The sequence below is a fragment of the Streptomyces sp. NPDC001634 genome, assembly GCF_040298185.1.
Taxonomy (GTDB): domain Bacteria; phylum Actinomycetota; class Actinomycetes; order Streptomycetales; family Streptomycetaceae; genus Streptomyces.
This window is the reverse complement of the sequence record NZ_JBEOZU010000068.1, coordinates 23,513-49,173: the sequence shown is the minus strand read 5'-3', so window position 1 is coordinate 49,173 and position 25,661 is coordinate 23,513. Positions and strand designations below refer to the sequence as shown.

24 protein-coding genes and 1 tRNA gene are annotated in these 25,661 nt (G+C 71.7%); 11 read left to right on the top strand and 14 right to left on the bottom strand.

Translation table 11 applies throughout. The features are described from left to right. Window positions 1–60: 60 nt before the first annotated feature. The 5 genes from ABT186_RS34350 to pdhA form a co-directional block, all read right to left on the bottom strand. On the bottom strand, window positions 61–1,608 hold the full coding sequence (locus ABT186_RS34350) for a molybdopterin molybdotransferase MoeA (protein WP_351221331.1): 1,548 nt from the start codon (window positions 1,606–1,608) through the stop codon (window positions 61–63). After that, window positions 1,605–2,492: an NTP transferase domain-containing protein gene (locus ABT186_RS34345; protein ID WP_351221330.1), complete on the bottom strand. Its 888-nt coding sequence runs from the start codon at window positions 2,490–2,492 to the stop codon at window positions 1,605–1,607. Before ABT186_RS34345 ends, ABT186_RS34350 begins: the two co-directional genes overlap by 4 nt. A gap of 105 nt (window positions 2,493–2,597) precedes the next feature. Beyond that, the gene (locus ABT186_RS34340) at window positions 2,598–4,001 is read right to left on the bottom strand and encodes a dihydrolipoamide acetyltransferase family protein (RefSeq protein ID WP_351928410.1); all 1,404 of its coding nucleotides are present in this window, start codon (window positions 3,999–4,001) and stop codon (window positions 2,598–2,600) included. Then, window positions 4,001–5,005 carry an alpha-ketoacid dehydrogenase subunit beta gene (locus tag ABT186_RS34335; RefSeq protein ID WP_351928408.1) on the bottom strand — a complete coding sequence of 335 codons (1,005 nt, stop codon included), beginning with the start codon at window positions 5,003–5,005 and terminating at the stop codon, window positions 4,001–4,003. The genes ABT186_RS34340 and ABT186_RS34335 overlap by 1 nt, the downstream gene beginning before the upstream one ends. After that, window positions 5,002–6,147, bottom strand: a complete 1,146-nt coding sequence (gene pdhA, locus ABT186_RS34330; RefSeq protein ID WP_351221327.1) for a pyruvate dehydrogenase (acetyl-transferring) E1 component subunit alpha — start codon at window positions 6,145–6,147, stop codon at window positions 5,002–5,004. The genes ABT186_RS34335 and pdhA overlap by 4 nt, the downstream gene beginning before the upstream one ends. Window positions 6,148–6,336: 189 nt before the next feature. On the opposite strand from pdhA, the gene ABT186_RS34325 reads away from it, so the two are divergent. After that, entirely contained in the window at window positions 6,337–6,822 is a 486-nt protein-coding gene (locus ABT186_RS34325) for an Lrp/AsnC family transcriptional regulator (protein WP_351221346.1), read from the top strand. 15 nt (window positions 6,823–6,837) lie between these two features. On the opposite strand, the gene ABT186_RS34320 is transcribed toward ABT186_RS34325, so the two are convergent. Beyond that, the gene (locus tag ABT186_RS34320; RefSeq protein ID WP_351221326.1) at window positions 6,838–7,428 is read right to left on the bottom strand and encodes a TetR/AcrR family transcriptional regulator; all 591 of its coding nucleotides are present in this window, start codon (window positions 7,426–7,428) and stop codon (window positions 6,838–6,840) included. Continuing rightward, complete coding sequence (locus tag ABT186_RS34315) at window positions 7,425–8,939, bottom strand: 3-hydroxyacyl-CoA dehydrogenase (RefSeq protein WP_351221325.1); 1,515 nt, start codon at window positions 8,937–8,939, stop codon at window positions 7,425–7,427. The genes ABT186_RS34320 and ABT186_RS34315 overlap by 4 nt, the downstream gene beginning before the upstream one ends. Window positions 8,940–9,087: 148 nt before the next feature. On the opposite strand from ABT186_RS34315, the gene paaN reads away from it, so the two are divergent. Then, window positions 9,088–10,779, top strand: a complete 1,692-nt coding sequence (gene paaN / locus ABT186_RS34310; protein WP_351928406.1) for a phenylacetic acid degradation protein PaaN — start codon at window positions 9,088–9,090, stop codon at window positions 10,777–10,779. A gap of 7 nt (window positions 10,780–10,786) precedes the next feature. Here paaN and ABT186_RS34305 read toward each other — a convergent pair whose 3' ends face one another. The 3 genes from ABT186_RS34305 to ABT186_RS34295 all read right to left on the bottom strand — a co-directional run bounded on the left by ABT186_RS34305 (window position 10,787) and on the right by ABT186_RS34295 (window position 13,969). Continuing rightward, entirely contained in the window at window positions 10,787–11,557 is a 771-nt protein-coding gene (locus ABT186_RS34305) for a TrmH family RNA methyltransferase (protein ID WP_351221323.1), read from the bottom strand. Between the two features lie 97 nt (window positions 11,558–11,654). Then, entirely contained in the window at window positions 11,655–12,872 is a 1,218-nt protein-coding gene (locus ABT186_RS34300; RefSeq protein WP_351221322.1) for an HTTM domain-containing protein, read from the bottom strand. Then, the gene (locus tag ABT186_RS34295) at window positions 12,872–13,969 is read right to left on the bottom strand and encodes a DUF5819 family protein (RefSeq protein WP_351928404.1); all 1,098 of its coding nucleotides are present in this window, start codon (window positions 13,967–13,969) and stop codon (window positions 12,872–12,874) included. Before ABT186_RS34295 ends, ABT186_RS34300 begins: the two co-directional genes overlap by 1 nt. A gap of 299 nt (window positions 13,970–14,268) precedes the next feature. On the opposite strand from ABT186_RS34295, the gene paaA reads away from it, so the two are divergent. From paaA to ABT186_RS34265, 6 genes are all read left to right on the top strand, one after another. Next, entirely contained in the window at window positions 14,269–15,330 is a 1,062-nt protein-coding gene (gene paaA, locus ABT186_RS34290) for a 1,2-phenylacetyl-CoA epoxidase subunit PaaA (RefSeq protein WP_351928402.1), read from the top strand. After that, window positions 15,327–15,617, top strand: coding sequence for a 1,2-phenylacetyl-CoA epoxidase subunit PaaB (gene paaB / locus ABT186_RS34285; RefSeq protein ID WP_351221319.1), 291 nt, complete (start codon window positions 15,327–15,329; stop codon window positions 15,615–15,617). The genes paaA and paaB overlap by 4 nt, the downstream gene beginning before the upstream one ends. Next, on the top strand, window positions 15,614–16,333 hold the full coding sequence (gene paaC / locus ABT186_RS34280; RefSeq protein WP_351221318.1) for a 1,2-phenylacetyl-CoA epoxidase subunit PaaC: 720 nt from the start codon (window positions 15,614–15,616) through the stop codon (window positions 16,331–16,333). Before paaB ends, paaC begins: the two co-directional genes overlap by 4 nt. Next, window positions 16,330–16,872: a 1,2-phenylacetyl-CoA epoxidase subunit PaaD gene (gene paaD / locus ABT186_RS34275; protein WP_502973408.1), complete on the top strand. Its 543-nt coding sequence runs from the start codon at window positions 16,330–16,332 to the stop codon at window positions 16,870–16,872. The genes paaC and paaD overlap by 4 nt, the downstream gene beginning before the upstream one ends. Continuing rightward, window positions 16,872–17,936, top strand: a complete 1,065-nt coding sequence (locus tag ABT186_RS34270; RefSeq protein ID WP_351928400.1) for a 2Fe-2S iron-sulfur cluster-binding protein — start codon at window positions 16,872–16,874, stop codon at window positions 17,934–17,936. The genes paaD and ABT186_RS34270 overlap by 1 nt, the downstream gene beginning before the upstream one ends. Before the next feature lie 133 nt (window positions 17,937–18,069). Continuing rightward, the gene (locus ABT186_RS34265; RefSeq protein ID WP_351928398.1) at window positions 18,070–19,209 is read left to right on the top strand and encodes an acyl-CoA dehydrogenase family protein; all 1,140 of its coding nucleotides are present in this window, start codon (window positions 18,070–18,072) and stop codon (window positions 19,207–19,209) included. Window positions 19,210–19,245: 36 nt separating this feature from the next. On the opposite strand, the gene ABT186_RS34260 is transcribed toward ABT186_RS34265, so the two are convergent. The 3 genes from ABT186_RS34260 to ABT186_RS34250 all read right to left on the bottom strand — a co-directional run bounded on the left by ABT186_RS34260 (window position 19,246) and on the right by ABT186_RS34250 (window position 22,194). Then, the gene (locus ABT186_RS34260) at window positions 19,246–19,575 is read right to left on the bottom strand and encodes a rhodanese-like domain-containing protein (protein ID WP_351221345.1); all 330 of its coding nucleotides are present in this window, start codon (window positions 19,573–19,575) and stop codon (window positions 19,246–19,248) included. A gap of 176 nt (window positions 19,576–19,751) precedes the next feature. After that, window positions 19,752–20,645 (bottom strand): J domain-containing protein, encoded by an 894-nt coding sequence (locus ABT186_RS34255; RefSeq protein WP_351221314.1) that lies wholly within the window; start codon window positions 20,643–20,645, stop codon window positions 19,752–19,754. 118 nt (window positions 20,646–20,763) lie between these two features. After that, window positions 20,764–22,194, bottom strand: coding sequence for a DUF2252 domain-containing protein (locus ABT186_RS34250; RefSeq protein ID WP_351221313.1), 1,431 nt, complete (start codon window positions 22,192–22,194; stop codon window positions 20,764–20,766). A 336-nt stretch (window positions 22,195–22,530) separates the two neighbouring features. Between ABT186_RS34250 and ABT186_RS34245 the strand changes: the two genes are divergently transcribed. Then, window positions 22,531–23,181 carry an NADPH-dependent F420 reductase gene (locus ABT186_RS34245; protein WP_351928396.1) on the top strand — a complete coding sequence of 217 codons (651 nt, stop codon included), beginning with the start codon at window positions 22,531–22,533 and terminating at the stop codon, window positions 23,179–23,181. 163 nt (window positions 23,182–23,344) lie between these two features. Here ABT186_RS34245 and ABT186_RS34240 read toward each other — a convergent pair. After that, window positions 23,345–23,431, bottom strand: a tRNA-Leu gene (locus ABT186_RS34240). A gap of 780 nt (window positions 23,432–24,211) precedes the next feature. Here ABT186_RS34240 and ABT186_RS34235 point away from each other — a divergent pair. Together ABT186_RS34235 and ABT186_RS34230 are read left to right on the top strand one after the other, a co-directional pair. Then, the gene (locus ABT186_RS34235) at window positions 24,212–25,048 is read left to right on the top strand and encodes an FHA domain-containing protein (RefSeq protein WP_351221311.1); all 837 of its coding nucleotides are present in this window, start codon (window positions 24,212–24,214) and stop codon (window positions 25,046–25,048) included. A 10-nt stretch (window positions 25,049–25,058) separates the two neighbouring features. Continuing rightward, window positions 25,059–25,571, top strand: coding sequence for an FHA domain-containing protein FhaB/FipA (locus ABT186_RS34230; RefSeq protein WP_351221310.1), 513 nt, complete (start codon window positions 25,059–25,061; stop codon window positions 25,569–25,571). The last annotated feature ends 90 nt before the right edge of the window (window positions 25,572–25,661 follow it).

Genomic DNA, 25,661 nt, shown 5'->3' with positions numbered 1-25,661 from the left:
CCCGTCCCGGTCCGGATGTTTCACGTGAAACACTCCTCGTTCTGTCTCACCCTTCAGAGTTCATCCCGCCAATGCCCACGGAAGGTCGAGGAGTTCCAGTTCCTGCCCCTCGACAGCGCCACCCGGCGGTACGACCGCGAGGGCGTCCGCAGCGGCGATGCCGCGCAGCATGGCCGGACCGTTGTAGTGCAGCGGCACGGCGCGGTCGGCGCGTACGACGACCGGGACGATCCGGGTGTCGTACGGGTGACCGTGGACGGAGTCCTTCAGGGGCAGCGTGTACGGCTCCGGGGCCACGCGGCCCGCGAGGGTGCGCAGCAGCGGCTCGGCGAGCGTGAGCAGGCCGGAGACGGCCGCGAGGGGGTTTCCGGGCAGGCCGACGAGGTGCTGGTTCTCCCGGGTGCGGGCGAGCAGCATGGGGTGGCCCGGACGCACCTTCACGCCGTCAACGAGGAGTTCGGCGCCGATGCGGCCCAGGGTGGGGTGGACGTGGTCGACGGGGCCCGCGGCCGTGCCGCCGGTGGTGACGATCAAGTCGGCCTCGCAGGACGTTACCGCCTTGAGCAGCGCTTCTGCGTCATCGCCGAGCCTGCGGACGGCCACCACGTCCGCGCCCAGCGCACGCAGCCACGGCGGCAGCATCGGGCCGAGCGCGTCTCTGATCAGACCGTCCGTGGGCAGCCCCTGGGTGAGCAGCTCGTCGCCCAGGACCAGGACTTCGACACGAGGGCGGGGCACCGCACGGAGGGTGTCGTACCCGGCGGCCGCGGCGAGTCCGAGCACCGCCGGGGTGACCTGCGCACCCGGGGGAAGCAGCTGGTCGCCGGCGTGGCACTCCTGACCGCGGGGCCTGATGTCCTGGCCGTGCGCGACCGTGGGGGTCCCCCCTGCTCGAGCGGAGCCGGGAGCTTGGGGGAGGTTGGCCTGGAGACGTCCCTTGTCGTCGATGTGCCCGTGCTCACTGCGCAGGACGGCGGTGGTGTCCGGCGGGATACGCGCGCCGGTGGCGATCCGCACGGCCTCTCCGTCACCGAGGGGCGCCGGCTCCGCGTGCCCGGCGAGGACCCCTTCCTCGCGAGGGTCCCAGGGACCGGGCCCCGCGACCGCCCAGCCGTCCATGGCCGAAGTGTCGAAAGAGGGGAGGTCGGTCAGGGCGGTGAGGGGCACGGCGAGAACGAGTCCGAGAGCCGCGTCGAGAGGGACATCGACAGGTTCCCGCCGCGGCAGGCAACGGGCGGCACGCTCGGCGACGGCACGGGCCTCGGGCCAGGGGGTGGCACGGTGGCGGGAGTTGTGCTTCGACGCGGAGGCGGGGCGGTCCTGGGCGTCGGCGCGCTGCGAGGAGTGCGACCCGGATTCGGGCGTACGGGCGCCGGTACCCGGAGTGGGCGATCCGGACCCCGGGGTGGAAGGGTCCGGGTCCCGGACGAGGGCGAGTGCCTCTTCGAGCTCCAGGTCCTCCTGCTCCGCCGGTGGACGGGCGGGACGGGCCTCCTGCGGACGGCCACGCCCCCCGCTGTCGTTGGCCACGGCCAAGGCCTCCTCCACGTCGCGTTCCTCGGTGTCCAAGTGCCCCTGAACGTGCCCCTGAACGCCCCACCCGGTCATCCGGCGTCCGGCTTGGCCCCGCCGGAGTCCTCGTCCGCCCAGCGCAGGGCCAGCGCGGCGGCCTTGCGGGTGGCCTCGGCGACCGCCTCGGGCCCGCCTCCCGCCTGCGCGGCGGCGTAGCCGACGAGGAACGTCGTCAGCGGGGCCGCGGGGCGGGCGACGCCGTGCGCGGCATCGCGGGCGAGGTCGAGGAGGACGCCGGTGTGGACGTCGAGGTCGATGCCCAGCTCGTCCTTGACTGCGGAAATCCATTCATCCAACACGTGCCCATGCTCCCTGATACGTGATCGGGCGGCTGCGATGTCGTCCCAGGTGTCGCAGTCGAAGGACGCGACGGGGTCCGGGATACGGGTGAGCTCCAGCCCGGCGAGCAGACGCCGCAGCGGAAGGCCGGTGAGACCGCCGTGCCCGGTGGCCAGCCGCGTCAGCTCACGGCGCAGCGCGGCGCCCCGGTACGCGGCGACGAGGGGCTGGTCGCGGCCGTCGGGGTCGGTGAGCACCGCCCCTTCCGAGCCGCTCGCCCGCAGGGCGCCCACCAGCCGGCGTACCGTCCCTTCCACCAGGAACGGCAGATCGGCGGAGAGCACGACGACGTGTGCCGCCGTGGTCCGCCTCAGACCCGCGTCCAGCGCGGCGACGGGCCCCGCTCCGGGCGGCTCCTCGCGGGCCCACACGACGGGGCGCACGGTGGGCCTGGGGTCGGCGACCACCACCGTGGCGGTGGCGCCGGCGCAGGCGGCCAGTACGCGGTCGAGCAGCGCCCGCCCGCCGACGCGCACGCCGGGTTTGTCGGCCCCGCCGAGCCGCCGGGCTGCCCCGCCCGCGAGCACGACGGCGTCATACACGCCGGTGTCGGGGGCGCCGGGGGGCTCGTACGCGGTCATGCCCCGAGTATGGGCGCATGGTGGATCAATGCGCCTCCCGCGCACGTCGTCCGTGCGCGGGAGTTTGCTCACATCATCGACGGGTGTCCGGTCACGGACCCGGGCTCAGAGGGTGCGCAGCAGCACCGCCGGCTGTTCCACGCAGTCCGCGACGTACCGCAGGAAGCCTCCTGCCGTGCCGCCGTCGCACACCCGGTGGTCGAAGGTGAGCGAGAGCTGCACGACCTGCCGCACCGCCAGCTCGCCCTCGTGCACCCATGGCTTGGGGACAATGCGGCCGACGCCGAGCATGGCCGCCTCGGGGTGGTTGATGATCGGCGTGGAGCCGTCGACGCCGAACACTCCGTAGTTGTTGAGCGTGAAGGTCCCGCCGGTGAGTTCCCCCGGTGTGAGCGTTGCGGCACGGGCGGCCTCGGTCAGCCGCGCGAACTCCGCGGTCAGCGACTCGGCGTCCCGCGTGTGTGCGTCCCTTACGACGGGGACGACGAGCCCCCGCTCGGTCTGCGCGGCGAACCCGAGGTGCACGTCGTCGAGGCGGACGATCTCCCTGGCGTCCATGTCGACGGTGGAGTTGAGCTCGGGGTAACGGGCGAGCGCGGCGGTACAGATGCGGGCCAGCAGCGCAAGCAGGGAGATCTTGGTGCCTCCGGCGGCGTTCATGGCCGCCCGGGCGCGCAGGAGCTCCGTCGCGTCGGCGTCCACCCAGCAGGTGGCGTCCGGGATCTCCCGCCGACTCCGGGAGAGCTTGTCGGCGACGGCGCCGCGGACGCCCTTGAGGGGGATGCGGGTGCCGCCGGTGGGCGCGGTGGTGCGCACCGCCGCAGAGGGGGCGCTGGTGACGGGTCCGCTCACTGCTGCCATGTCTGCCGGGGCCGCCAGGGCCTCCGGGCGAGCCGTCATGGCCCTCAGGGCGCCCTCCACGTCCGCCCGCAGGATCAGCCCGTCGGGCCCGGAACCCGCCAACTGCCGCAGGTCCACGCCGTTCTCCCGGGCAAGCCTGCGTACCAGGGGGGAGATCACCGGGACGGGCCCGTCGTGGTGCTCGGGAGCTGCCACGCGGTGTGTCCGGCCGGGCGCGGACGCCGGGCGCCGGGCTGTGGACACCGGCATCTCCCCGCCGACGGGTTCGGCTTCCCGCGGTGCCCCGTTCGCGGGCTGCGCGGCGGGCTGAGCGGGGCGTACCCGGCGGCGCCGGGCAGGCGCCGCCGTCGTGCCGTATCCGACGAGCACGTTCCCGGAGGACTCCTCGCCGGGTTCCGCGGGGGCGCCGACGGCAACCGTCAACAGCGGCGCGCCCACGGGAAGTTCCGTGCCCTCCTCGCCGAAGCGGGCCGTGATCACGCCCCCGTAGGGGCACGGCACCTCGACCATCGCCTTGGCCGTCTCCACCTCGACGACCGGCTGGTCGACCGCGACGACGTCCCCGACCTGCACCAGCCAGCGGACGATCTCGGCCTCGGTCAGCCCCTCCCCGAGGTCCGGCAGCCTGAACTCCAGCACCTGGGCCATCAGCTCTCCGCCTCCCACTGCAGGCGCCCCACGGCGTCCAGGATCCGGTCGACGCCCGGCAGATGGTGCCGCTCCAGCATCGGCGGCGGATACGGGATGTCGAAGCCGGCGACCCGCAGCACCGGCGCGTCCAGATAGTGGAAGCAGCGCTCGGTCACACGCGCGGCGATCTCGCCGCCGGGACCGCCGAAGCCGCTCGCCTCGTGCACCACCACGGCCCGGCCCGTGCGGCGTACGGACGCGGTCACCGTCTCGTCGTCGAACGGCACCAGGGAGCGCAGATCGACGACTTCGAGGTCCCAGCCCTCCGCCCGTGCCGCCTCGGCCGCCTCCAGGCAGACGGGCAGCGACGGACCGTAGGTGATGAGCGTGGCGCTCCGGCCCGGGCGCCGCACCACCGCACGGCCTATCGGCTCCACGGCCTCGGGCTCCTCGGGGTTCCAGGAGTCCTTCGACCAGTACAGCCGCTTGGGTTCGAGGAAGACCACCGGGTCGTCGGAGTCGATGGCGGCCCGCAGCAGTCCGTACGCGTCGGCCACCGTCGCGGGCGTGACGACATGGAGGCCCGGGGTCGCCATGTAGTACGCCTCGGAGGAGTCGCTGTGATGCTCGACGCCGCCGATGCCTCCCCCGTAGGGGACACGGATGGTGATCGGCAGAGGCATCGCGCCCCTCGTGCGGTTGCGCATGCGCGAGACATGGCTGATCAGCTGCTCGAACGCGGGGTAGGCGAATGCGTCGAACTGCATCTCCACGACCGGCCTGAGACCGTACATCGCCATGCCGACGGCCGCGCCGAGGATGCCCGCCTCGGCGAGCGGGGTGTCCGTGCAACGGTCGTCGCCGAACTCCTTGGCGAGCCCGTCGGTGACGCGGAAGACACCGCCGAGCGTGCCCACGTCCTCACCCATGACGTGCACGGACGGGTCGGCCGCCATGGCGTCGCGCAACGCGCGCGTGAGGGCCTGCGCCATGGTCGCCGGCTTGAGGGCAACGGTCGTCATCGTCCGGCTCCTTCCGGTCCGGCGGCCTCCGCGTCCAGCTCCGCCTGCAACTGGGTCTCCTGCTCCAGGAGCTGGGTCGTGGGCTGGGCGTACACGTGGGCGAAGAGGTCCATGGGGTCGAGCGCCGGGTCCTGGTTCATGCGTGCCCGCAGGTCCGCCGCCAGCGCCTCGGCGTCCTCGCGCGCGGCCCGTATCCCGTCCTCGTCGAGCAGGTCGTGCTCCGTCAACTCCCGCTCCAGCAGCACGATCGGGTCGTGGGCGCGCCAGGTCTCGACCTCGGCGTCGGCGCGGTAGCGGGTCGCGTCGTCGGCATTCGTATGGGCGTCGATGCGGTACGTCACCGCCTCGACGAGCGTGGGGCCGCCACCCGCGCGCGCGTGCGCCACGGCGTCCGCGAGCACCTCGTGCACGGCGGCCGCGTCGTTTCCGTCGACCAGGCGGCCCGGCATGCCGTACCCGACGGCCTTGTGGGCCAGGGAGGGTGCCGCGGTCTGCTTGGCGAGCGGGACGGAGATCGCGAAGCCGTTGTTCTGGACGAGGAAGACGACCGGTGCCTGCCAGACCGCGGCGAAGTTCATGGCCTCGTGGAAGTCGCCCTCGCTGGTGCCGCCGTCGCCGACCATCGCGAGCGCGACCACGTCGTCGCCCTTCAGACGCGCGGCATGGGCGAGGCCCACGGCGTGCGGGAGCTGGGTGGCGAGCGGGGTGCACAGGGGTGCCACACGGTGCGCGTACGGGTCGTAGCCGGTGTGCCAGTCGCCGCGCAGCAGGGTGAGGGCCTGGACGGGGTCGACGCCGCGGGCGACGGCGGCGAGCGTGTCGCGGTAGCTGGGGAAGAGCCAGTCCCGTTCCTCGAGGACGAGCGCGGCGGCGACCTGGCAGGCCTCCTGTCCCGTGCTGGAGGGGTAGACGGCCAGGCGGCCCTGCTTGGTGAGCGCCGTCGCCTGCGCGTTGTACCGACGGCCGCGCACCAGCTGGGCGTACAGCCGGCGCAGCAGCTCCGGGTCGGCCTTGGCGGCCGCCTCGGTGCCGAGGACGCGGTACGGCAGTGCGTCGGGCAGCAGTGGAGCGGGGTCCGTGCGGGGCTGCCAGGCGGGCGGCGGGGTCGGCCGGTACGCGCCCCGCTGCTCCATGACCGTCATGACGGCACCTCCTCGTGGGAGCGGCTTATGGCGCGCCACGGTGGTGATGCGCCTCACCTACCGATTGTTCGGTCGACGGCACATTTTGGCTACAGGCGCCTCCAGGCTGTGGACAAACGGTTCTCCACAGCCTGAGATGGACGCAGTACGTCCATGGTAGAGAGGCGGGGATATATGGCATCTGAACAAATGGCCGAGCCGCCGGAGCACGGAGCCGCTCTGCCGTCCCCGCGCCCCCTCGACGCCATCGACCGGGACATCCTCCACATACTCCAGGCGGACGGCCGTGCCTCCATACGGGCGGTCGCCGAGCACGTCCATGTCTCACGGGCCAACGCCTACGCGCGCATCAACCGGCTCATCGAGGACGGCGTGATCCGCGGCTTCGGGGCGCGCGTCAATCATGAACGCGCCGGTCAGGGCACCTCGGCGTACATCACCCTGAAAATCGTGCAGAACTCCTGGCGCGCGGTCCGCGAGCAGCTGCGCGCACTGCCCGGCGCCTCCCACATCGCCCTGGTGGGCGGCGACTTCGACGTGCTGCTGCTGGTGCACACGCCCGACAACAGGGCACTGCGCGAACTCGTCCTCACCCGGCTCCAGGCGATCCCCGAAGTGCTCAGCACGCGCACTCTGCTGGTGTTCGAGGAGGAGGACCTGGAGCCGGAGGGCTGAGCCGCCAAGGCCCGGTCACGGCTCCTTGCGGAGGCCCCCGAAGGCCAACTGCACGACCGCGTCGGCCACCTCACGCTCGCCCATGCCCCGCCCGTCGGGCCGGTACCACTCCACGATCGAGTTGATCATCCCGAAGACGAGCCGTGTCGCGAGCCGCACCTCCACATCGCCGCGCACATCCCCGTCGGCGGCCGCGGCCTTGAGCAGCTCGGCGACCCGGTGGTCGAACTCACGGCGCCGCTCCAGCGCCCACCGCTCGGTGCCGGTGTTGCCGCGCACCCGCAGCAGCAGCGTCACGTACGGCAGTTCGGCGGTGAGCACCTCGACCATGCGCCGCACGACGTACTCCAGCCGCTCCACGGCACGCCCCACGCACGCGTGCTCCTCGTCGAGGATCCCGAAGAGGCCGTCCAGGGCACGGCTGACGGCGCGACGCAGCAGCTCCTCCTTGCCTGCGATGTGGTGGTATATCGACGACTTGGAGATGCCGGCCGCCTTGGAGAGGTGCTCCATGGAAGTGCCGTCGTAGCCGCGCTCGTTGAAGACCTGAACGGCGACGGAGAGCAGGCTCTCCGGGGTGTATGTGTCGCGCTTGGCGGTGGTCATGAGGTGCCCTCCCGCTTCTCGGAGGCGTACGCGTGGCGGTAGAGGGCCAGGGACGGCGCGTACCGTCCGGAGGGGTCGCGCATGTGCAGGTCGTCCAGGAGGTCGTAGGCCCAGCTGCGGCCGAGCCTGCGGCTCCATTCGAACGGGCCGAGCGGGTAGTTGACGCCGAGACGCATCGCGGTGTCGATGTCGTCCTCGGTGGCCACACCCTTGGCCACGGCGTCGTGCGCCAGGTCGACGATCCGCGCCACCGTGCGGGCGACGATCATGCCGGGCACGTCCCCGATGACGCTGACGTCCTTGCCGAGCGCCTGGAAGAGCCCGATGGCGTCGGCGAGGGTCTTCTGGGAGGTGTCCTGGGAGGCGGACAGGGCGATGCGGGTCGCCCTGCGGTAGTCGAGCGCCAGGTCGAAGTAGACGACGTCACGGAACTCGACGGAGGTCTGCCCGTCGGCGAGCACCAGCTGGCCGCCGCTCGGCAGCACCAGGCGGGTGCCGTGGTCCTCCTCGTCCTCGCGTACGCCGATGCCCGCCTCGCGGATGAGCGCGAGCAGTTCGGAGGCGGGGCCCAGGTCGCCCTCGGCGACGACGTACGCGGGCGGCTGCGCCCGCTCCGCGGTGTGCGGCTCGGTTCGCTCGGCGCCCTCCCCGTACTCGTACCAGCCCTGTCCGGTCTTGCGGCCGAGCCGACCCGACTCGACCAGCCGCCGCTGGGCAAGCGACGGCGTGAAGCGCACGTCCTGGAAGAAGGACTCCCACACGGAGCGGGTGACCGACTCGTTGACGTCCTGCCCGATGAGGTCGGTCAGCTCGAAGGCGCCCATCCGGAAGCCGCCCGACTCGCGCAGGACCGCATCGATCGTGGCCGGGTCGGCGGCCTGCGCCTCGTACACCGCGAACGCCTCGGCGTAGAAGGGCCGGGCGATGCGGTTGACGATGAAGCCGGGGGTGTCCGCGCAGGCCACCGGGGTCTTGCCCCAGGCTCGGGCCGTCTCGTACGCGCGCGTGGCCGACGTGACGTCGGTGGCGAACCCGGAGACGACCTCCACGAGCGGCAGCAGCGGCGCGGGATTGAAGAAGTGCAGGCCCACGAACCGGCTCGCATTGCGCAGGGCGCCGCCGATGGCGGTCACAGAGAGGGACGAGGTGTTGGTGGCGAGCAGACAGTCCTCGCCGACGACGTCCTCCAGCTCCCGGAACAGCTGCTGTTTCGCCTCCAGGCGTTCCAGGACCGCCTCGACGACGAGCGAGCAGTCGGCGAGCTCGCCAAGGTTCCCGGCGGGCAGGAGGCGGGCACGCGCCGCGTCCCGTTCGGCGCCGGTGAGCCGGTCCTTCTCGACGAGCCGGTCGAGGCGGGCGCCGATCGCGGCGACCGCCTCCTGGGCGCGGCCGGGGACGGCGTCGTACAGCCGGACGGGATGGCCCGCGACCAGCGCGACCTGGGCTATTCCCTGGCCCATGGTGCCGGTGCCGACGACGGCCACGGGGCTGCTGAGGTCGAGTGCTGTCATGTGCGCGATCCTCCCGCACGGGGTTTTCCACAGATGCGGCGGACCCCCTTGTCCCGACCGATCGTTCGGTTACTCTAACTCTGTCCGCCTGTTTCTGCCCAGGTCACGAGCTCAAGGAAGAGCTCAGGAGACGAGGAGTTGGTCCCGCATGGCCGCCGAACTCACCGCGCACCAGCTGATCGCCCAGCACCGGCCCACTCTCGACCAGGCGCTGGAAGCGATCCGCACGCGCGCCTACTGGTCCCCGCACCCCGAGCACCCCAAGGCCTACGGCGAGGGGGGCAGCCTGGACGCGGCGGCCGGCAAGGCCGCCTTCGACGCCCTCCTGGGCACCCGTCTCGACCTCGGCCAGCCGGGCACGGACGACTGGGCGGGCGGCGAGGTGTCGCCGTACGGGATCGAGCTGGGGATCACTTACCCCCACGCGGACATCGACGTCCTGCTGCCCGCCATGCGCGCCGGCCAGCGGGCGTGGCGCGACGCGGGCGCGGAGATGCGCGCGGTGGTGTGTCTGGAGATCCTCAAGCGCATCAGCGACCGGACGCACGAGTTCGCGCACGCGGTCATGCACACCAGCGGCCAGGCCTTCATGATGGCGTTCCAGGCGGGCGGCCCGCACGCCCAGGACCGCGGCCTGGAGGCGGTGGCCTACGCGTACGTGGAGCAGGTCCGCACGCCCGACACCGCGGAGTGGACCAAGCCCCAGGGCAAGCGCGACCCGCTGGCGCTCAGCAAGACGTTCAAACCCGTACCGCGCGGTATCGCGCTGGTCGTCGGCTGCAACACCTTCCCGACGTGGAACGGCTACCCGGGCCTGTTCGCCTCCCTCGCCACCGGCAACGCCGTCCTGGTCAAGCCCCACCCGCGCGCCGTGCTGCCGCTCGCGCTCACCGTGCAGGTGGCCCGCCAGGTGCTCGCCGAGGCCGGCTTCGACCCGAACCTGGTGGCGCTGGCCGCCGAACGCCCCGGCGAGGGCATCGCCAAGACGCTGGCCGTGCGCCCGGAGATCCGGATCATCGACTACACGGGCTCGACGGCGTTCGGCGACTGGCTGGAGACCAACGCCCGCCAGGCGCAGGTCTACACGGAGAAGGCCGGCGTCAATACGGTGATCGTGGAGTCGACCGGCAACTACAAGGGGATGCTGTCGAACCTGGCGTTCTCCCTGTCGCTGTACAGCGGGCAGATGTGCACCACCCCGCAGAACCTGCTGATCCCCCGGGACGGCATCACCACCGACGAAGGCCCGAAGTCGTACGACGAGGTGGTGGCCGATCTCGCGCGCTCGGTCGACGGCCTGCTGGGCGACGACGCGCGCGCGAACGCGCTGCTCGGCGCGATCGTGAACCCGGACGTCAAGGCCCGCCTTGAAGCGGCGGCCGGGCTCGGCGAAGTCGCCCTGGCCTCACGGGAGATCACCAATCCGGAGTTCCCGGAGGCGGTCGTGCGCACGCCGGTGATCGTCAAGCTGGACGGTGCCAAGCCTGACGCCGAGGCCGCCTACATGAGCGAGTGCTTCGGCCCGGTCTCCTTCGCCGTCGCGGTCGACTCGGCGGCGGACGCGGTGGAGCTGCTGCGGCGGACCATCAGGGACAAGGGCGCGATGACCGTCGGCGCGTACACCACCTCCGAGGAGGTCGAGCAGGCCGTGGAGGAGGCCTGCCTGGAGGAGTGCGCCCAGCTCTCGCTCAACCTGACCGGCGCGGTGTACGTCAACCAGACGGCCGCCTTCTCCGACTTCCACGGCTCGGGCGGCAACCCGGCGGCCAACGCGGCCCTGTGCGACGGGGCGTTCGTGGCGAGCCGCTTCCGGGTGGTGGAGGTCCGCCGGGAGGCGTAGCAGCGCCTCAGGCGGGTGCGCCCCCGGTGGCGCTCCAGTGGTACAGCGTCATGGCCACACTGGTCGCGAGGTTGTAGCTGGAGACCTGGGGGCGCATCGGCAGGGACACCAGGTGGTCGGTGCGGGCGCGCAGTTCGGCGGACAGGCCGGTGCGCTCGGAGCCGAAGGCGAGCACGGCGTCGTCCGGGAGCTTCAGCCCGCGGATGTCGTCGCCCTCCGGGTCCAGCGCGAAGAGCGGGCCCGGCGGCAGCTCTCCCACCGACAGCCGCTCCACGGCCGTGGCGAAGTGCAGCCCGGCCCCGCCGCGGACGACCGTGGGATGCCAGGGGTCGAGCGTGCCGGTCGTGACCACTCCGGTCGCGCCGAAGCCGGCCGCGAGCCGGATCACCGCGCCCGCGTTGCCGAGGTTGCGCGGGTTGTCGAGGACGACGACGGGGGCAGTGCGGGGCGTGCGCCGGAGGGTCTCCAGATTGGCCTCGCGCGCGGGTCGCTCGGCGAGGGCGGCGACCCCGGTGGGGTGCGGGCGCGGCACGAGAGCCTGGTACATGGCCTCCGGCACCTCGGTCAGGAGCGCGTCCAGGGTGTCCCGTACGTCGGGGGCCAGCTCGTCGGCCAGGGCGAGCGCCGCGCGGCGGTCGACGGTGACGGCGACCGGCACGCGCGCGTGGAAGCGCACCGCGTGCTTGAGCGCGTGGAAGCCGTCGAGCAGGACGGAGGCGTCGGCGAGCCTGCGCCAGGTGCTCAGCGGGTCGGTGGTGCTGCGGAGCCGGTCCGTCATGTCGTGCAGCCTACGTGCGGCGCAGGCCGGACGGCCCCGGCGCCCGCAGGGGGCCAGGAGAACGACGGTGGACTCGGACGGCGCACTCGCGCACCGGTCACGCCGTCGAACTCGCATGCGTGTGCTCGGCCGCCGCCTCGGCGCGCGGCGCTCGGGGGCCGGGCAGCACACGGCGGGCGCCGTTCTGCGTCAGCCGTTCACGCGCGCGTGCCGCCCATTCCCCCAGCCGCCGCAGGAAGGACGTCGGCAGGAACACGGCATCCGCGGCGATCATCGCGAGCGAGAAGAACGGCAGCCCGAGGACCACGGCGATCACCGCGTGCTCAGTGATCATGAGCGCCAGCAGGACGTTCTTCACGCGCCGGTTGAACAGGGTGAACGGGAACGCGACCTGCGCGGCGACCGTCCCGTACGTCACCAGCAGCACCGACGTGCCGTACGAGGACAGCAGGTCGGACAGGGCGGGCCAGGGCGAGAAGTAGTCGAGGTGGAGCGGGTAGTAGACCGCGGTGCCGTCCTGCCAGCGCGAGCCCTGGATCTTGTACCAGCCGGCGGTCGAGTAGATCAGGCACGCCTCGGCCATGATCACGAGGAGGGCGGCGTTGTGGACGAGGTTGGCGACGACGTCCAGCAGGATGCGGGGCTCCGTGTGCGACGCACGCCGGTCGACGTACCACCACAAGCCCTGCACGGCCCACAGACCCCAGAACACGATCAGCCAGTCGCCGTCGACCCGGCCCGCTCCCGTCGCCAGGGCCAGCGCGAAACCGAGTACCCCCCACAGGGCGGGGCCGACCCGGTCGGGTCCCGGCAGCTCTCCACGCGCGCGTGCCGCATCAGCGCGCCGGGCGCGCCGCTCGTCCAGCGACCACACCTGTCCGCATCTCGTGAACACCAGGTAGATCGCCATCAGATGGATGACGTTGTCGCCGCCGTCTCCCACGAAGACGCTGCGGTTCTGCAGCGACAGCACGCCCACCATGAACAGCACGGACATCGCGCGGGTGTGCCAGCCGACCAGCAGCAGGGCGCTCGACAGCACAGCGAGGGCGTAGACCGTCTCGAACCACACCTGGCTGTCGGACCACATCAGGATCGTGAAGGCGTGGTTGTTCGCGATGAGCTGCTGGGCGAGGTCCCAGCTCCACGGTCCGTCGGGCCCGTACATCTCCTGGCGGTGCGGGAACTCGCGCAGCAGGAACAGCAGCCAGGTGGCGGCGAAGCCGATGCGGACGACCGCGGTCTGGCGGGGGCCGAGGGCGGCGTCGGTGACACGGGCGACGCCACGCGAGACACAGAGGGCGATCCGGTTCATCAGGCGCTCGCCTCCGTCCGTTCGCCGTCCGGCAGCGACCACCAGGGCAGCTGGTGGTACGCGGGCGTGGTGGAGACCTTCTCGTCGCTCCACTTGGGAGACGGCACATTGGCGGTGCGTGAGCGGACCTGGACGCGTTCGAGGGTCTCGCCGCGGCCGGCCGCGTGCTCGCGGGCGAGGCGCAGGACGACGACACGGCGCAGATAGTTCTCGGACAGGGCACCGCGCAGGCCCGTGGGGCGGTTCTCGCCGTCGTGCGAGGCGAGGTAGAAGTCCCAGGCGCGGCGAAGCTCGTTCTGCTGGGTGTGGCTCGGCAGCAGGTTGCCGTGGATGGCGGCGCCGTCGAGCGCGGACAGGTCGTACCAGCCGGTCGTCCGCTCGCCGCCGTTCCCGGTGCGCAGCTCGGCGCGGACCTGGACGTCGATGTTCTGCTGCAGCGGATTGGGAGCGAACAGTTTCCAGTTCTGCTCGAACTCGGGGTAGATCCAGTCGTCGATCGCCTTGCCGTGCTTCTTGGTGAGGGTGTTCGCGGGTGCGACGTGCAGGAACACCATCCCGAGGTGCACGCAGGCGGCGACGGCGAGGACCGCGAGCGCAAGCGCGGCGGCGATCTGGTAGCGCAGGGAGAGGGCGGCTATGCCGGTGCGGGGGGCGAGGGCGGCGTCGGGGCCGGGGGCGGGCTCTGCGGAGATGCCGCTGTCGGGGCCGGGGGCCGGCTCCGTGGAGATGCCACTGTCAGGGCCGGGGACCGGCTCCGTGGAGATGCCACTGTCAGGGCCGGGGACCGGCTCCGTGGAGACACCAGCGCCAGGCTCGGGGGCCGGCTCGGGGGCGAGGGGGATACCGGGGACGGCGGGCGGCTCCGTGGCGCCGCCGGATTCCGCGGGTTCCGAGGAGGTGGCGGGGGCAGGCGGGGGCCCGGACGCAGCCGCGGCGTCGGGGCCGGGACCGCCCGGGCCCCGCGGCCCCGCGACCCCGCCCGGCGCCGGGTCCTCCGGTACGTCGCTCGTCGCGCCCTCGGGCACGGAGGACACCGGGTCCTCGGAACCGCCCGGCTGCTCCCGCCGGGCGTCCGGTCCCTCGTCGTACGCGTCCATCCCGCCCCGTCTCCCGAGCTTTCCGTGTCCTGGCCCCGCCCCGTGCCGACGGCCCCGGTCCACCTGCCGTTCCCGCCACGGCCCGCGCGGAGGCATCACCCGTTCGCAGCACACCGCGGCGTTTGCACGGGAACGGTACTCAGCCCCACCCGCCCCGCACAGCCCAATGGGCACAGCGGCCGGGCAGCGGCCCGGAGGTTGTCCACAGCGGTTGACACCCTACGGCGCCTCGTCCCACCATTGAACCGACCGAACCGAACGATCGGTCGGGAGAGAAGCGAGAGGTCGAGGGGGACCGCATGGCGACTGCAGCAGCGCACCGGACGGCCCGCGTGGACGGCACGGCAGAGTCCGGCGCGGAGGCGTACGAGGCCGTCTTCGACGCCGCCGTCGCCGCCGACGAGCGCATCGAGCCGCGCGACTGGATGCCCGACGCCTATCGCGCGACCCTGGTCCGGCAGATCGCCCAGCACGCGCACTCCGAGATCATCGGCATGCAGCCGGAGGCCAACTGGATCACGCGCGCTCCCTCACTGCGCCGCAAGGCGATCCTGATGGCCAAGGTCCAGGACGAGGCCGGCCACGGGCTGTACCTCTACAGCGCGGCGGAAACGCTCGGCACGAGCCGTGACGAACTCCTCGACAAGCTGCACACGGGCCGCCAGAAGTACTCCTCGATCTTCAACTACCCCACGCTGACCTGGGCGGACGTCGGCGCCATCGGCTGGCTCGTGGACGGTGCCGCGATCACCAACCAGGTGCCCCTCTGCCGCTGTTCGTACGGCCCGTACGCCCGCGCGATGGTCCGCATCTGCAAGGAGGAGTCCTTCCACCAGCGCCAGGGGTACGAGCTGCTGCTGACCCTCAGCCGGGGCACACCGGAACAGCACGCGATGGCGCAGGACGCCGTGGACCGCTGGTGGTGGCCGTCCCTGATGATGTTCGGCCCGCCCGACGACGAGTCGGCGCACTCCGCGCAGTCGATGGCCTGGAAGATCAAGCGCCACTCGAACGACGAACTGCGCCAGCGCTTCGTGGACATCTGCGTCCCGCAGGCGGAGTCGCTGGGACTGACGCTCCCCGACCCGGAACTGCGCTGGAACGAGGAACGGGGGCACCACGACTTCGGCCCCATCGACTGGACGGAGTTCTGGGAGGTCCTCAAGGGGAACGGCCCCTGCAACGAGCAACGGATAACCCAGCGCAGGCAGGCGCACGACGAGGGCGCATGGGTGCGGGAAGCGGCCGCGGCGTACGCGGCGAAGCACAACGGCGGGACACGGGCGGCCGACGGGCCCGCACGTGTGGCCGGTGGACCGTCGGCCACCCCGGCCGGTGAGAGCGGGAAGGCGCGAGCATGACGACGACGGAAGAGTGGCCGCTGTGGGAGGTCTTCGTGCGTTCGCGCCGTGGACTCTCGCACACCCACGCGGGCAGCCTGCACGCCCCGGACGCCGAGCTGGCCCTGCGCAATGCGCGCGACCTGTACACCCGGCGCGGCGAGGGCGTCTCGATCTGGGTCGTGCCGTCCGCCTCGATCACCGCGTCCTCACCGGACGAGAAGGACCCGTTCTTCGAACCAGCCGCCGACAAGCCGTACCGGCACCCGACGTTCTACGAGATCCCGGAAGGAGTGAAGCACCTGTGACCGTCACCGTGCACACCGCCGCCGCCCTGGCCCTCGGCGACGACGCCCTGGTGCTCTCGCACCGCCTGGGGGAGTGGGCGGGCCATGCGCCCGTGCTCGAGGAGGAGGTCGCCCTCGCCAACATCGCGCTCGACCTGCTGGGCCAGGCCCGGGTGCTGCTGTCCATGGCGGGCGACGAGGACGAGCTGGCGTATCTCCGGGAGGAACGCGCCTTCCGCAACCTGCAACTGGTGGAACAGCCGAACGGCGACTTCGCGCACACGATCGCCCGCCAGCTGTACTTCTCCACCTACCAGCGACTCCTGTACACCCAACTCGCCGCGGGAGAGAGCGAGTTCGCGGGCCTCGCGGCCAAGGCGGTCAAGGAGGTCACCTACCACCAGGACCACGCCGAACAGTGGACACTACGGCTCGGCGACGGCACGGACATCAGCCACGAGCGGATACGGCGCGCGTGCGAGGCCCTGTGGCGCTTCACGGGGGAGATGTTCCAGCCGGTCGAGGGCGTGGACGTCGACTGGACTGGAATGAAGGCCACCTGGCTGGAGTCGGTGGGCGACGTCCTGCGCCGGGCCACCCTGGAGGTCCCCGAAGGGCCGCAGTCCGGGGCGTGGACCGCGGGCGCAGGACGACAAGGCCTGCACACCGAACCCTTCGGACGGATGCTCGCCGAGATGCAGCATCTGCACCGCAGCCACCCGGGGGCGTCATGGTGACGACGGCCACGGCTCTCGAAGAGGAACTGCGCCGGCTCGCCGGCTCCGTCCCCGACCCGGAGCTGCCCGTGCTCACGCTGGAAGAGCTGGGCGTTCTGCGGGCAGTCCATGTGCGCGGCACGGACACGGTGGAGGTCGAACTGACCCCGACGTACACGGGATGCCCCGCGATCGAGGCGATGTCCCTGGACATAGAGCGGGTACTGCACGAGCACGGCGTACGGGAGGTCGTCGTGCGCACGGTACTCGCCCCCGCCTGGTCGACGGACGACATCTCCGACGAAGGCCGCCGCAAACTACGGGAGTTCGGGATAGCGCCGCCGCGTGCACGACACCCGCAGGCATCCGGTCCGGTGACCCTGCAACTGGGCCCGACGCGCACGGTCGCAGGCTCTCCCGAGCCGGACGGTCCGGTGTGCTGCCCGTACTGCGGCTCCGCCGAGACCGAGCTGCTGAGCCGTTTCTCGTCCACCGCGTGCAAGGCGCTGCGCCGCTGCCTGGACTGCCGCGAGCCGTTCGACCACTTCAAGGAGCTGTGATGGCCCGGTTCCACCCGCTCCCGGTGGCCGCCGTCGACCGGCTCACCAACGACTCCGTGGCCCTGACCTTCGCCGTGCCGCCCGCGCTGCGCGAGGAGTACCGGCATGCGCCCGGCCAGCACCTCGCCCTGCGCCGCACCGTCGACGGCACGGAGATACGGCGCACGTACTCGATCTGCTCCCCCGCCCCGGCGCCGGACCAGGAGGGTGCGCACACGCTGCGGGTCGGGGTGCGGCTGGTCGAGGGCGGAGCCTTCTCCACATACGCGCTCAAGGAGATCGCCGTCGGAGACGAGCTGGAGGTGATGACACCGGCGGGACGGTTCACGCTGGACCCCGCGCCCGGGCTGTACGCAGCGGTGGTGGGCGGCAGCGGAATCACACCCGTGCTGTCGATCGCGGCAACGCTGCTGGCTCGGGAGCCCCGGGCCAGGTTCTGCCTGATACGCAGCGACCGGACGTCCGCCTCGACGATGTTCCTTGACGAGGTCGCCGACCTCAAGGACCGCTTCCCCGAACGGTTCCAGCTGGTCACGGTGCTCTCCCGGGAGGAACAACAGGCCGGACTGCCGTCCGGGCGGCTGGACCAGGAGCGGCTTTCCGGGCTGCTGCCGAGCTTGCTGCCGGTGGACAGGGTCGCGGGCTGGTTCCTGTGCGGACCCTTCGGGCTGGTGCAGTCGGCGGAGCGGGCGCTGCGCGGGCTCGGGGTGGCCCGGACCCGTATCCACGAGGAGATCTTCCACGTGGACGACGGAGCCCTGGCCACGCCATCCGTAGCGGCCCCCGCGCACAGCACGGTGACCGCACGGCTCGACGGGCGCGGCGGCACCTGGCCGGTCCAGGACGGGGAGTCGCTGCTGGAAACGGTGCTGCGCAACCGGTCCGACGCGCCCTACGCCTGCAAGGGCGGGGTGTGCGGGACCTGCCGGGCCTTCCTGGTCTCGGGTGAGGTGCGGATGGACCGCAACTTCGCGCTGGAGCCGGAGGAGACGGAAGCCGGGTATGTCCTGGCCTGCCAGTCGCATCCGGTCACGGAGAAGGTGGAGCTGGACTTCGACCGGTGACCGGCGGCCTCAGCCGGTGGATACGGGCCGACGGTACCTTTGCTGCTGCTCGTCGACCGACCGTTCCCTTCTTATAGAACCTGTTCTATCTTGACGCTCCGTCAGATCAGCGGATCCGCCAGGAGGACAGGCCGTGGACTTCACCTTCAGCGAGGAGCACCAGGCGGCGGTCGAGGCGGCGAAGGCCGTGTTCGCCGGGGTCGCCCCGGACGGGGTACCCAGCCCCGCGCGGACCACGGGCGCCGTCGCCGACGACTTCGACCGGACGCTGTGGGCGCGGCTCGCGGACGCGGACCTGCTGAGCCTGCTGCTGGACACGGAGTACGGCGGGGCCGGCCTCGACGCCATCGCCCTCTGCCTGGTGCTGCGCGAGTCGGCGAAGGTACTGGCACGCGTGCCGTTGCTGGAGAGCACGGCCGCAGCCGCGACCGTGCAGGCGTACGGAAGCGCAGAGGTGAAGGAGGAACTGCTCGCCCGGGCGGGCCGCGGAGAACTGGTACTCACGGTCGCCGCACACGGCCGGACCGGGCACGACCCTGCCGAACTAGCGGTGGTCGCCCGACGGGACGGCGACGGCACCTGGGTGCTGGACGGAATGCAGACGGCGGTGCCATGGGCGTACAACGCCGACTTCGTCCTCGTACCGGCGCACACCGACGACTCCCGCCACGCCGTCCTCGCCCTGGTACCACGGGTACACCAGGGCGTCGTCCTCGCCGAGCAGATCTCCACCACCGGGGAACGGCTCGCGCAGCTTCGGCTGGAGTCCGCGCGGATCACGGCGCCGTACGTGCTCGACACCGAGGGGGCGTGGGAGTGGCTCCGCCTGCTGCTCACCACCGGGACATGCGCGCTCGCGCTCGGCCTCGGCGATGGCGTGCTGAGGATGACGAGCGACTACACCAGCAAGCGAGAGCAGTTCGGATACCCGATCGCCACGTTCCAGGCGGTCGCCGTACAGGCCGCCGACCGGTACATCGATCTGCGCGCCATGGAGGCCACTCTGTGGCAGGCCGCGTGGCGGATCAGCTCCGGCGCGGGGGGCGCGCTGCCGGCCGCCGGGGATGTGGCAGTGGCAAAGATCTGGGCGTCGGAGGGCGTACGGCGAGTGGTGCAGACCGCGCAGCATCTGCACGGAGGGTTCGGCGCCGACACCGACTACGCCCTGCACCGGTACCACGCCTGGGCCAAGCACCTGGAACTGTCTCTCGGCCCTGCCGCGGCCCACGAGGAGACGCTGGGAGATCTGCTGGCGGCGCATCCGCTTGCGTGAGCGGCCGCCGCCGTCGGAAGCAGACCCGGGCTCCGACTACAACACGAAGCCCGGCTCCCCCTTGGCGTCCACGACGGGGCGGCCCGCAGCGGCCCAGACCTGCATACCGCCGTCGACGTTCACCGCGTCGAATCCCTGCTGGACCAGATACATCGCGACCTGGGCCGAGCGGCCACCGGAGCGGCAGATCACATTCACCCGGCCGTCCTGCGGGGCCGCCTCGGTGAACTCGCCGTAGCGCGCGACGAACTCGCTGATGGGAATGTGCAGCGCCCCCTGGGCGTGACCCGCCTGCCACTCGTCGTCCTCGCGGACATCCAGCAGAAAGTCGCCGTCCTTGAGGTCCGCGACCTCGACCGTGGGCACACCAGCTCCGAAATGCATACTCCGACGCTACCCGACGCAAGCGCGAACGTTCCCCGACGCGGTTGGATCATGCCGGGTCGGCGGGATCTCGCCACACCGATCCGGATGGACCGATCCGGATGGACCGTGCCGGACGGATCAGGCTCAGGCCCGACGGCTCAGGCCGCAGGCGGCACTCAGCCGCGCAGCGCCTCCAGCTCGGCTTCCTTCTCCGCGACCTGGGCCAGCAGCTGCTCCGCGATCTCCTCCAGGAGAGCGTCGGGGTCGTCGGGGGCGAGCCGGAGCATCGAGCCGATCGCGCTCTCCTCCAGCTCCCGGGCCACGAGCGTCAGCATTTCCTTGCGCTGGGCGAGCCACTCCAGACGGGCGTAGAGCTCCTCGCCACGGCTCGGCCCGCGCTCCTCCGGGACGGGGCCGGCCGCCCACTCCTCGGAGAGTTCGCGCAGCAGGGCCTCGTCGCCGCGGGCGTAGGCGGCATTGACCCGGGCGATGAACTCGTCCCGCCGCTTCCGCTCGCCCTCGTCCTGGGCAAGGTCGGGGTGGGCCTTGCGGGCGAGCTCGCGGTAGAGCTTGCGGGCCTCCTCGCTGGGACGGACCCGCTGCGGGGGCCGTACGGGCTGGTCCGTCAGCATGGCCTGGGCCTCCGGGAACAGTCCCTCTTCGGAGTCCATCCAGCCGTGGAAAAGTTCCTCGACACCCGGCATCGGCATGACCCGGGCGCGTGCCTCATGGGCGCGGCGTATGTCCTCGGGGTCACCGGAGCGGGCGGCCCGCACCTCGGCGATCTCCGCCTCCAGCTCGTCGAGGCGCGTGTACATCGGCCCGAGCTTCTGGTGGTGCAGCCGCGAGAAGTTCTCGACCTCGACGCGGAAGGTCTCCACGGCGATCTCGTACTCGATCAACGCCTGCTCGGCGGCCCGCACGGCTCGTTCCAGCCGCTCCTCGGGCCGCGCCCCGACCGTCTCCCCGTCCCCGCCTGTGCCCGGGGCCTCCCCGGATCCGGCGCCCTCGGCGACCGGCTCCTCGGCAGCGGACAAGGACTCGCTCTGCTCGGCTTCGGGCGTAGTCACCGGACCAGCGTAAGACACGTCCGCGACGCCCTTCTCCGGTCCACGGAACAAGGGGAACAAGGCGCAGGTCCGGAACGGGGGGTCGCCCCCTCCCCCCTCCCCCCGCCCCCTTCCCCCCTCAGACCCCCATCTCCCCCGCAATCCGCCCACTGCGCACCGCCGCCACCAGCTCCGCGTGGTCCGCCTCCGTGCGGTTCGCGTAGGACACGGCGAACGTGGCCATCGCCTCGTCCAGTTCCTCGTTCTTGCCGCAGTAGCCCGAAATCAGGCGCGGGTCGGCGCTGTGGCTGTGGGCGCGGGCCAGCAGCGCTCCGGTCATGCGGGCGTAGTCGTCGATCTGGTCGGCAGCAAGGGCCGCGGGGTCCACGCTGCCCTTGCGGTTGCGGAACTGCCGTACCTGGTACGGGCGTCCCTCCACCGACGTCCAGCCCAGCAGGATGTCGCTGACGACCTGCATGCGCTTCTGGCCGAGGACGACCCGGCGGCCCTCGTGCTCCACCTGCGGCACCGGGTGGCCGGCCGTGGCCAGATGGGGGAGCAGGGCGGACGGGCGAGCCTCCTTGACCTGGAGAACCAGCGGTTCCCCACGGTGGTCGAGGAGCAGCACCACGTACGAGCGCGTGCCCACGCTGCCCGTGCCGACCACGCGGAACGCCACGTCGTGCACCGCGTACCGGGCCAGGAGCGGGAGGCGGTCCTCTGAAAGTGTCGTCAGATACTCCTCCAGCGACGCTGCAACCGCTGCTGCCTCGACGTCCGCTATTCGGCGCAGCACCGGCGGTGCGTCCACGAACTGCCGTCCGCCGCCCTCGACCGGCTCCGTCGACTTCGCGGCGAACCGTCCGCTCGTATTGGCCCGTGCCTTCTCCGAGACCCGCTCCAGCGTGCCGAGCAGGTCGTGGGCGTCCGTGTGGGAGACCAGCTCCTCGTCCGCGATCGCGTTCCACGCGTCCATGACCGGGAGCCTGGCCAGCAGCCGCATCGTGCGCCGGTACGCGCCCACCGCGTCGTGCGCCGCCTCCCGGCATGTGTCCTCGTCGGCCCCCGCCTCGCGGCCGGCGAGCACCAGCGACGTGGCGAGGCGCTTGAGGTCCCATTCCCAGGGGCCGTGGACCGTCTCGTCGAAGTCGTTGAGGTCGATGACCAGACGGCCGCGCGCATCCCCGTACAGGCCGAAGTTCGCCGCGTGGGCATCGCCACAGATCTGTGCGCCGATGCCCGTCGTCGGGGTGCGTGCCAGGTCGTACGCCATGAGGCCCGCCGAGCCGCGCAGGAACGCGAAGGGTGTCGCCGCCATCCTGCCTACGCGTATCGGTGTGAGTTCGGGTATGCGGCCAAGGCTGGACTCCTCGACCGCGGTGACAGCGTCAGGTCGGTCGCCGTCCACCAACAGCTCGGCGTGGGCCCGGCGCCGTACCCGCGCGCGCAGTGCCTTGCCCTCCTCCTTGGGAGAGCCCTGCACCGGCCACTGGGCAAAGCCCCGCACCTCGGAGACCCTGGCCCTCTGCGGCGGCACTGCCGCCCCGCCCCCTGCACCGACTTCGGTCACACCGACCGCCTCCCCCGCTGACCACGCAGCCGTATGAACATCAACTGCCGACGACCGTACAGCCCTGGCGCGGGGACGCGTCAGGCCCTGTGGACAACTCCACGGCTGTGGAAAACCCGGGCGCCAGCCAGGCCGGATGCTCGTCTCCTGGCCGTCGCACACCCGACGGGCCACCAGAGGTCGCCCGGTCCCCCGAAGCCTGCTTCAGTGACAAAAGGGGAAAACGAGGGCAATCAGCCGCAGATCAGACAGAAGTTCGAACGATAGATCGAACGACTGCACGACTGCAGATCGAACGACGGCAGATCCAACGACGGCAGATCAGAGGTCACCGCCATGCAGGTCTTCATCGTCGGCACCGGAAACATGGGCGGCGGGATCGCCACCCGTGCGCTGGTGGGCCGTCACGCGGTCCGGCTGATCGGCCGGGACCCGGCCAGGGCTCAGGAGCTGGCGGAGACGCTCGGGGGGCGGGTGCCCGGCGCCGACGTCGACGTGGCGGACGCCGCCGCGGTGGGGGACGCCGACGTCGTGGTGCTGGCGGTCCCGTTCGACTCGGCGAAGGAGGTCGTGGCCTCGTACGGGGAGAAGCTGGCGGGCACGACGGTGGTCGACATCTCCAACCCGGTGGACTTCACCACGTTCGATTCGCTGACCGTGCCCCCGGGCACCTCGGCGGCCGAGCAGATCGCGGCTGCTGCTGCGCCGGGCGCGCATGTGGTCAAGGCGTTCAACACCACCTTCGCCGGGACGCTGGTGGCGGGAGAGGTCGACGGCGTGCCCCTGGACGTGTTCATCGCGGGCGACGACCAGGCCTCGCGTGAGCGGGTCGCCGAGCTGGCCTCCTCGGGAGGCCTCAACCCCATCGACGTGGGCGGCCTCCACCACGCCCGGGAACTGGAGGGCATCCAGCTCCTCCACATGGCCTTGCAGACCCGTCCCGACGGCCCGGGCTGGATGAGCACCCTCAAGATCATCAGGCCCTGACCGGAGAGCCGCCCCACCCGGAATCACCAGCTCCTCGAAGCTGAGAGCTTCCTCACACCTCGGCCTGCACCTACCCATCGGCAAATATCGGCCCCACAACCAGGCCTGGCCCCCTGCATAGCGAAACGGCCGCCATCGGGATCCGATGACGACCGTTTCGTCGTGGTGCGCGAGGGGGGAGTTGAACCCCCACGCCCTTGCGGGCACTGGAACCTGAATCCAGCGCGTCTGCCTATTCCGCCACCCGCGCATTGGGTGTGTCTTCCGACTCCCGACCCTTTCAGAGCTGGCGCCTTCCGACATCCAGAACACTAGCACGCTGGAGACGGTGGGTTCACATCCCTTTCCCGCCGGGGACCCCGGCCCGCAAGGGAAACCCCCGCCCGACCAGCAGCGACCCCGGGAGGGCCGTCAGACCGCGGGACGGGCGGGCGCGGTTCCGGCCGCGCCCCCAACCCGACCCCGACCCCGACCCAGCCTCCGCCTCCGCCCCGACCCTGGCGCGCCCCAAGCCCTCGCCCCGACGAGCAGACACGGCAATCCCCGGCACCCTCCAACACTCCCGACACCGCAGCACCGCGGCACCACAACACCCCGCCACCGCTCCCCACCCATCACCGCACCGCACCGCACCGCACCACCCCGATACCGCCCAGCCCCACCCATCCACATCCCCGCCGCCCCCACCGCCGCCACCGCCCCGGCCACCCCCTCCGCAACGTCTCAACGTGTGCTTGTTCACGTATCAACCTCGTACCGGTCTCCCTCATCTCTCCAGGAGACGGACGGGGTCCACAGTCAGGTGCGGGACACTGGTTTGCGGCCACCTCTACGATCCATGCCAGGAGTACGACAAAGGAGTACGTCCGGAAGGAGTTCGAAGAGGTCGTCCGGAGGGAACTCCGCAGGCGTCGACAACCGTCGACAGGGCCGACAGGGGGAACCAGCCGATTTTCCGGCGCGTGGATACGATCAGTAAGCAGTACCAGGTAAGCAGTACACAGGGCGGCAACGACGGAGGAGGTGCCCCATGGGAGTCCTGAAGAAGTTCGAGCAGCGTCTCGAAGGCCTGGTCAACGGCACCTTCGCCAAGGTGTTCAAGTCCGAGGTCCAGCCCGTGGAGATCGCCGGTGCGCTCCAGCGCGAGTGCGACAACAACGCGACCATCTGGAACCGCGACCGGACCGTGGTTCCCAATGACTTCATCGTGGAGCTGAGCGCGCCGGACCACGAGCGCCTCAGCCCCTACTCCGGCCAGCTCGGCGACGAGCTCGCCGGCATGGTGCGCGACTACGCCAAGCAGCAGCGCTACACCTTCATGGGCCCCATCAAGGTCCATCTGGAGAAGGCCGACGACCTCGACACCGGTCTGTACCGGGTGCGCAGCCGTACGCTCGCCTCCTCCAGCAGCCAGCAGGTCCCTGAGTCCGCCCCGGCAGGGCGGCAGGGCCCCGGCGGCTACGGCTACCCGCCGGCCGCCGCGCCCACGGGCGCTCCTCCCATGCCGTCCGCGCCGCCGCCCGGTGGACGGTCCGGCAACGCGCCCTATGGCCAGCGTCCCGCGGCCGCGCCCACGGCGGGCGGTCGCACCCGCTACTGGATCGAGATCAACGGCACCCGCCATCAGATCTCCCGCCCGACGCTGGTGCTGGGCCGCAGCACCGATGCCGACGTGCGGATCGACGACCCCGGCGTCTCGCGCCGGCACTGTGAGATCCGGACCGGAACGCCCTCGACGATCCAGGATCTCGGGTCCACCAACGGCATCGTGGTGGACGGGCAGCACACCACCCGCGCTACGCTCCGCGACGGCTCGCGGATCGTCGTGGGCAGCACCACCATCATTTACCGGCAAGCCGAAGGGTGAAGCGGGGGCAATGTCAGAGCTGACCCTCACGGTCATGCGGCTGGGTTTCCTGGCCGTACTGTGGCTGTTCGTGATCGTGGCCGTGCAGGTCATCCGCAGCGACCTGTTCGGTACGCGTGTCACACAGCGCGGCTCGCGCCGGGAGGGCGGACGGCCGCAGCAGGCCGCCCGTCAGGCGGCGCCCCCGCCGCAGCGCCAGCAGCCGAACACCGGCCGTCAGCGCCGCGGGGCCCCGACCAAGCTGGTCGTCTCCGAGGGCTCCCTCACGGGCACCACGGTCGCACTGCAGGGCCAGACCATCACGCTCGGCCGTGCCCATGACAGCACCATCGTGCTGGACGACGACTACGCCTCCAGCCGGCACGCCCGGATCTACCCCGACCGGGACGGCCAGTGGATCGTGGAGGACCTCGGGTCCACCAACGGCACGTACCTCGACCGGACGCGGCTGACGACCCCCACACCGATTCCGCTGGGTGCGCCGATCCGCATCGGCAAGACCGTCATCGAGCTGCGGAAGTAGTACGACAATGAGCGAGCGGAGCGAGCACGCAGCGGCGGCCCACACCCAGGGTCCCGGCGCGCTCCCGACCGGAGGGTGGGCACCGTGCGG

Bases quoted from the DNA above. Each gene is read 5' to 3' on its own strand.
- ABT186_RS34350 (WP_351221331.1), bottom strand. From the start codon at position 1,608: ATGACCGGGTGGGGCGTTCAGGGGCACGTTCAGGGGCACTTGGACACC.
- ABT186_RS34345 (WP_351221330.1), bottom strand. From the start codon at position 2,492: ATGACCGCGTACGAGCCCCCCGGCGCCCCCGACACCGGCGTGTATGAC.
- ABT186_RS34340 (WP_351928410.1), bottom strand. From the start codon at position 4,001: ATGGCCCAGGTGCTGGAGTTCAGGCTGCCGGACCTCGGGGAGGGGCTG.
- ABT186_RS34335 (WP_351928408.1), bottom strand. From the start codon at position 5,005: ATGACGACCGTTGCCCTCAAGCCGGCGACCATGGCGCAGGCCCTCACG.
- pdhA (WP_351221327.1), bottom strand. From the start codon at position 6,147: ATGACGGTCATGGAGCAGCGGGGCGCGTACCGGCCGACCCCGCCGCCC.
- ABT186_RS34325 (WP_351221346.1), top strand. From the start codon at position 6,337: ATGGCCGAGCCGCCGGAGCACGGAGCCGCTCTGCCGTCCCCGCGCCCC.
- ABT186_RS34320 (WP_351221326.1), bottom strand. From the start codon at position 7,428: ATGACCACCGCCAAGCGCGACACATACACCCCGGAGAGCCTGCTCTCC.
- ABT186_RS34315 (WP_351221325.1), bottom strand. From the start codon at position 8,939: ATGACAGCACTCGACCTCAGCAGCCCCGTGGCCGTCGTCGGCACCGGC.
- paaN (WP_351928406.1), top strand. From the start codon at position 9,088: ATGGCCGCCGAACTCACCGCGCACCAGCTGATCGCCCAGCACCGGCCC.
- ABT186_RS34305 (WP_351221323.1), bottom strand. From the start codon at position 11,557: ATGACGGACCGGCTCCGCAGCACCACCGACCCGCTGAGCACCTGGCGC.
- ABT186_RS34300 (WP_351221322.1), bottom strand. From the start codon at position 12,872: ATGAACCGGATCGCCCTCTGTGTCTCGCGTGGCGTCGCCCGTGTCACC.
- ABT186_RS34295 (WP_351928404.1), bottom strand. From the start codon at position 13,969: ATGGACGCGTACGACGAGGGACCGGACGCCCGGCGGGAGCAGCCGGGC.
- paaA (WP_351928402.1), top strand. From the start codon at position 14,269: ATGGCGACTGCAGCAGCGCACCGGACGGCCCGCGTGGACGGCACGGCA.
- paaB (WP_351221319.1), top strand. From the start codon at position 15,327: ATGACGACGACGGAAGAGTGGCCGCTGTGGGAGGTCTTCGTGCGTTCG.
- ABT186_RS34270 (WP_351928400.1), top strand. From the start codon at position 16,872: ATGGCCCGGTTCCACCCGCTCCCGGTGGCCGCCGTCGACCGGCTCACC.
- ABT186_RS34245 (WP_351928396.1), top strand. From the start codon at position 22,531: ATGCAGGTCTTCATCGTCGGCACCGGAAACATGGGCGGCGGGATCGCC.
- ABT186_RS34235 (WP_351221311.1), top strand. From the start codon at position 24,212: ATGGGAGTCCTGAAGAAGTTCGAGCAGCGTCTCGAAGGCCTGGTCAAC.
- ABT186_RS34230 (WP_351221310.1), top strand. From the start codon at position 25,059: ATGTCAGAGCTGACCCTCACGGTCATGCGGCTGGGTTTCCTGGCCGTA.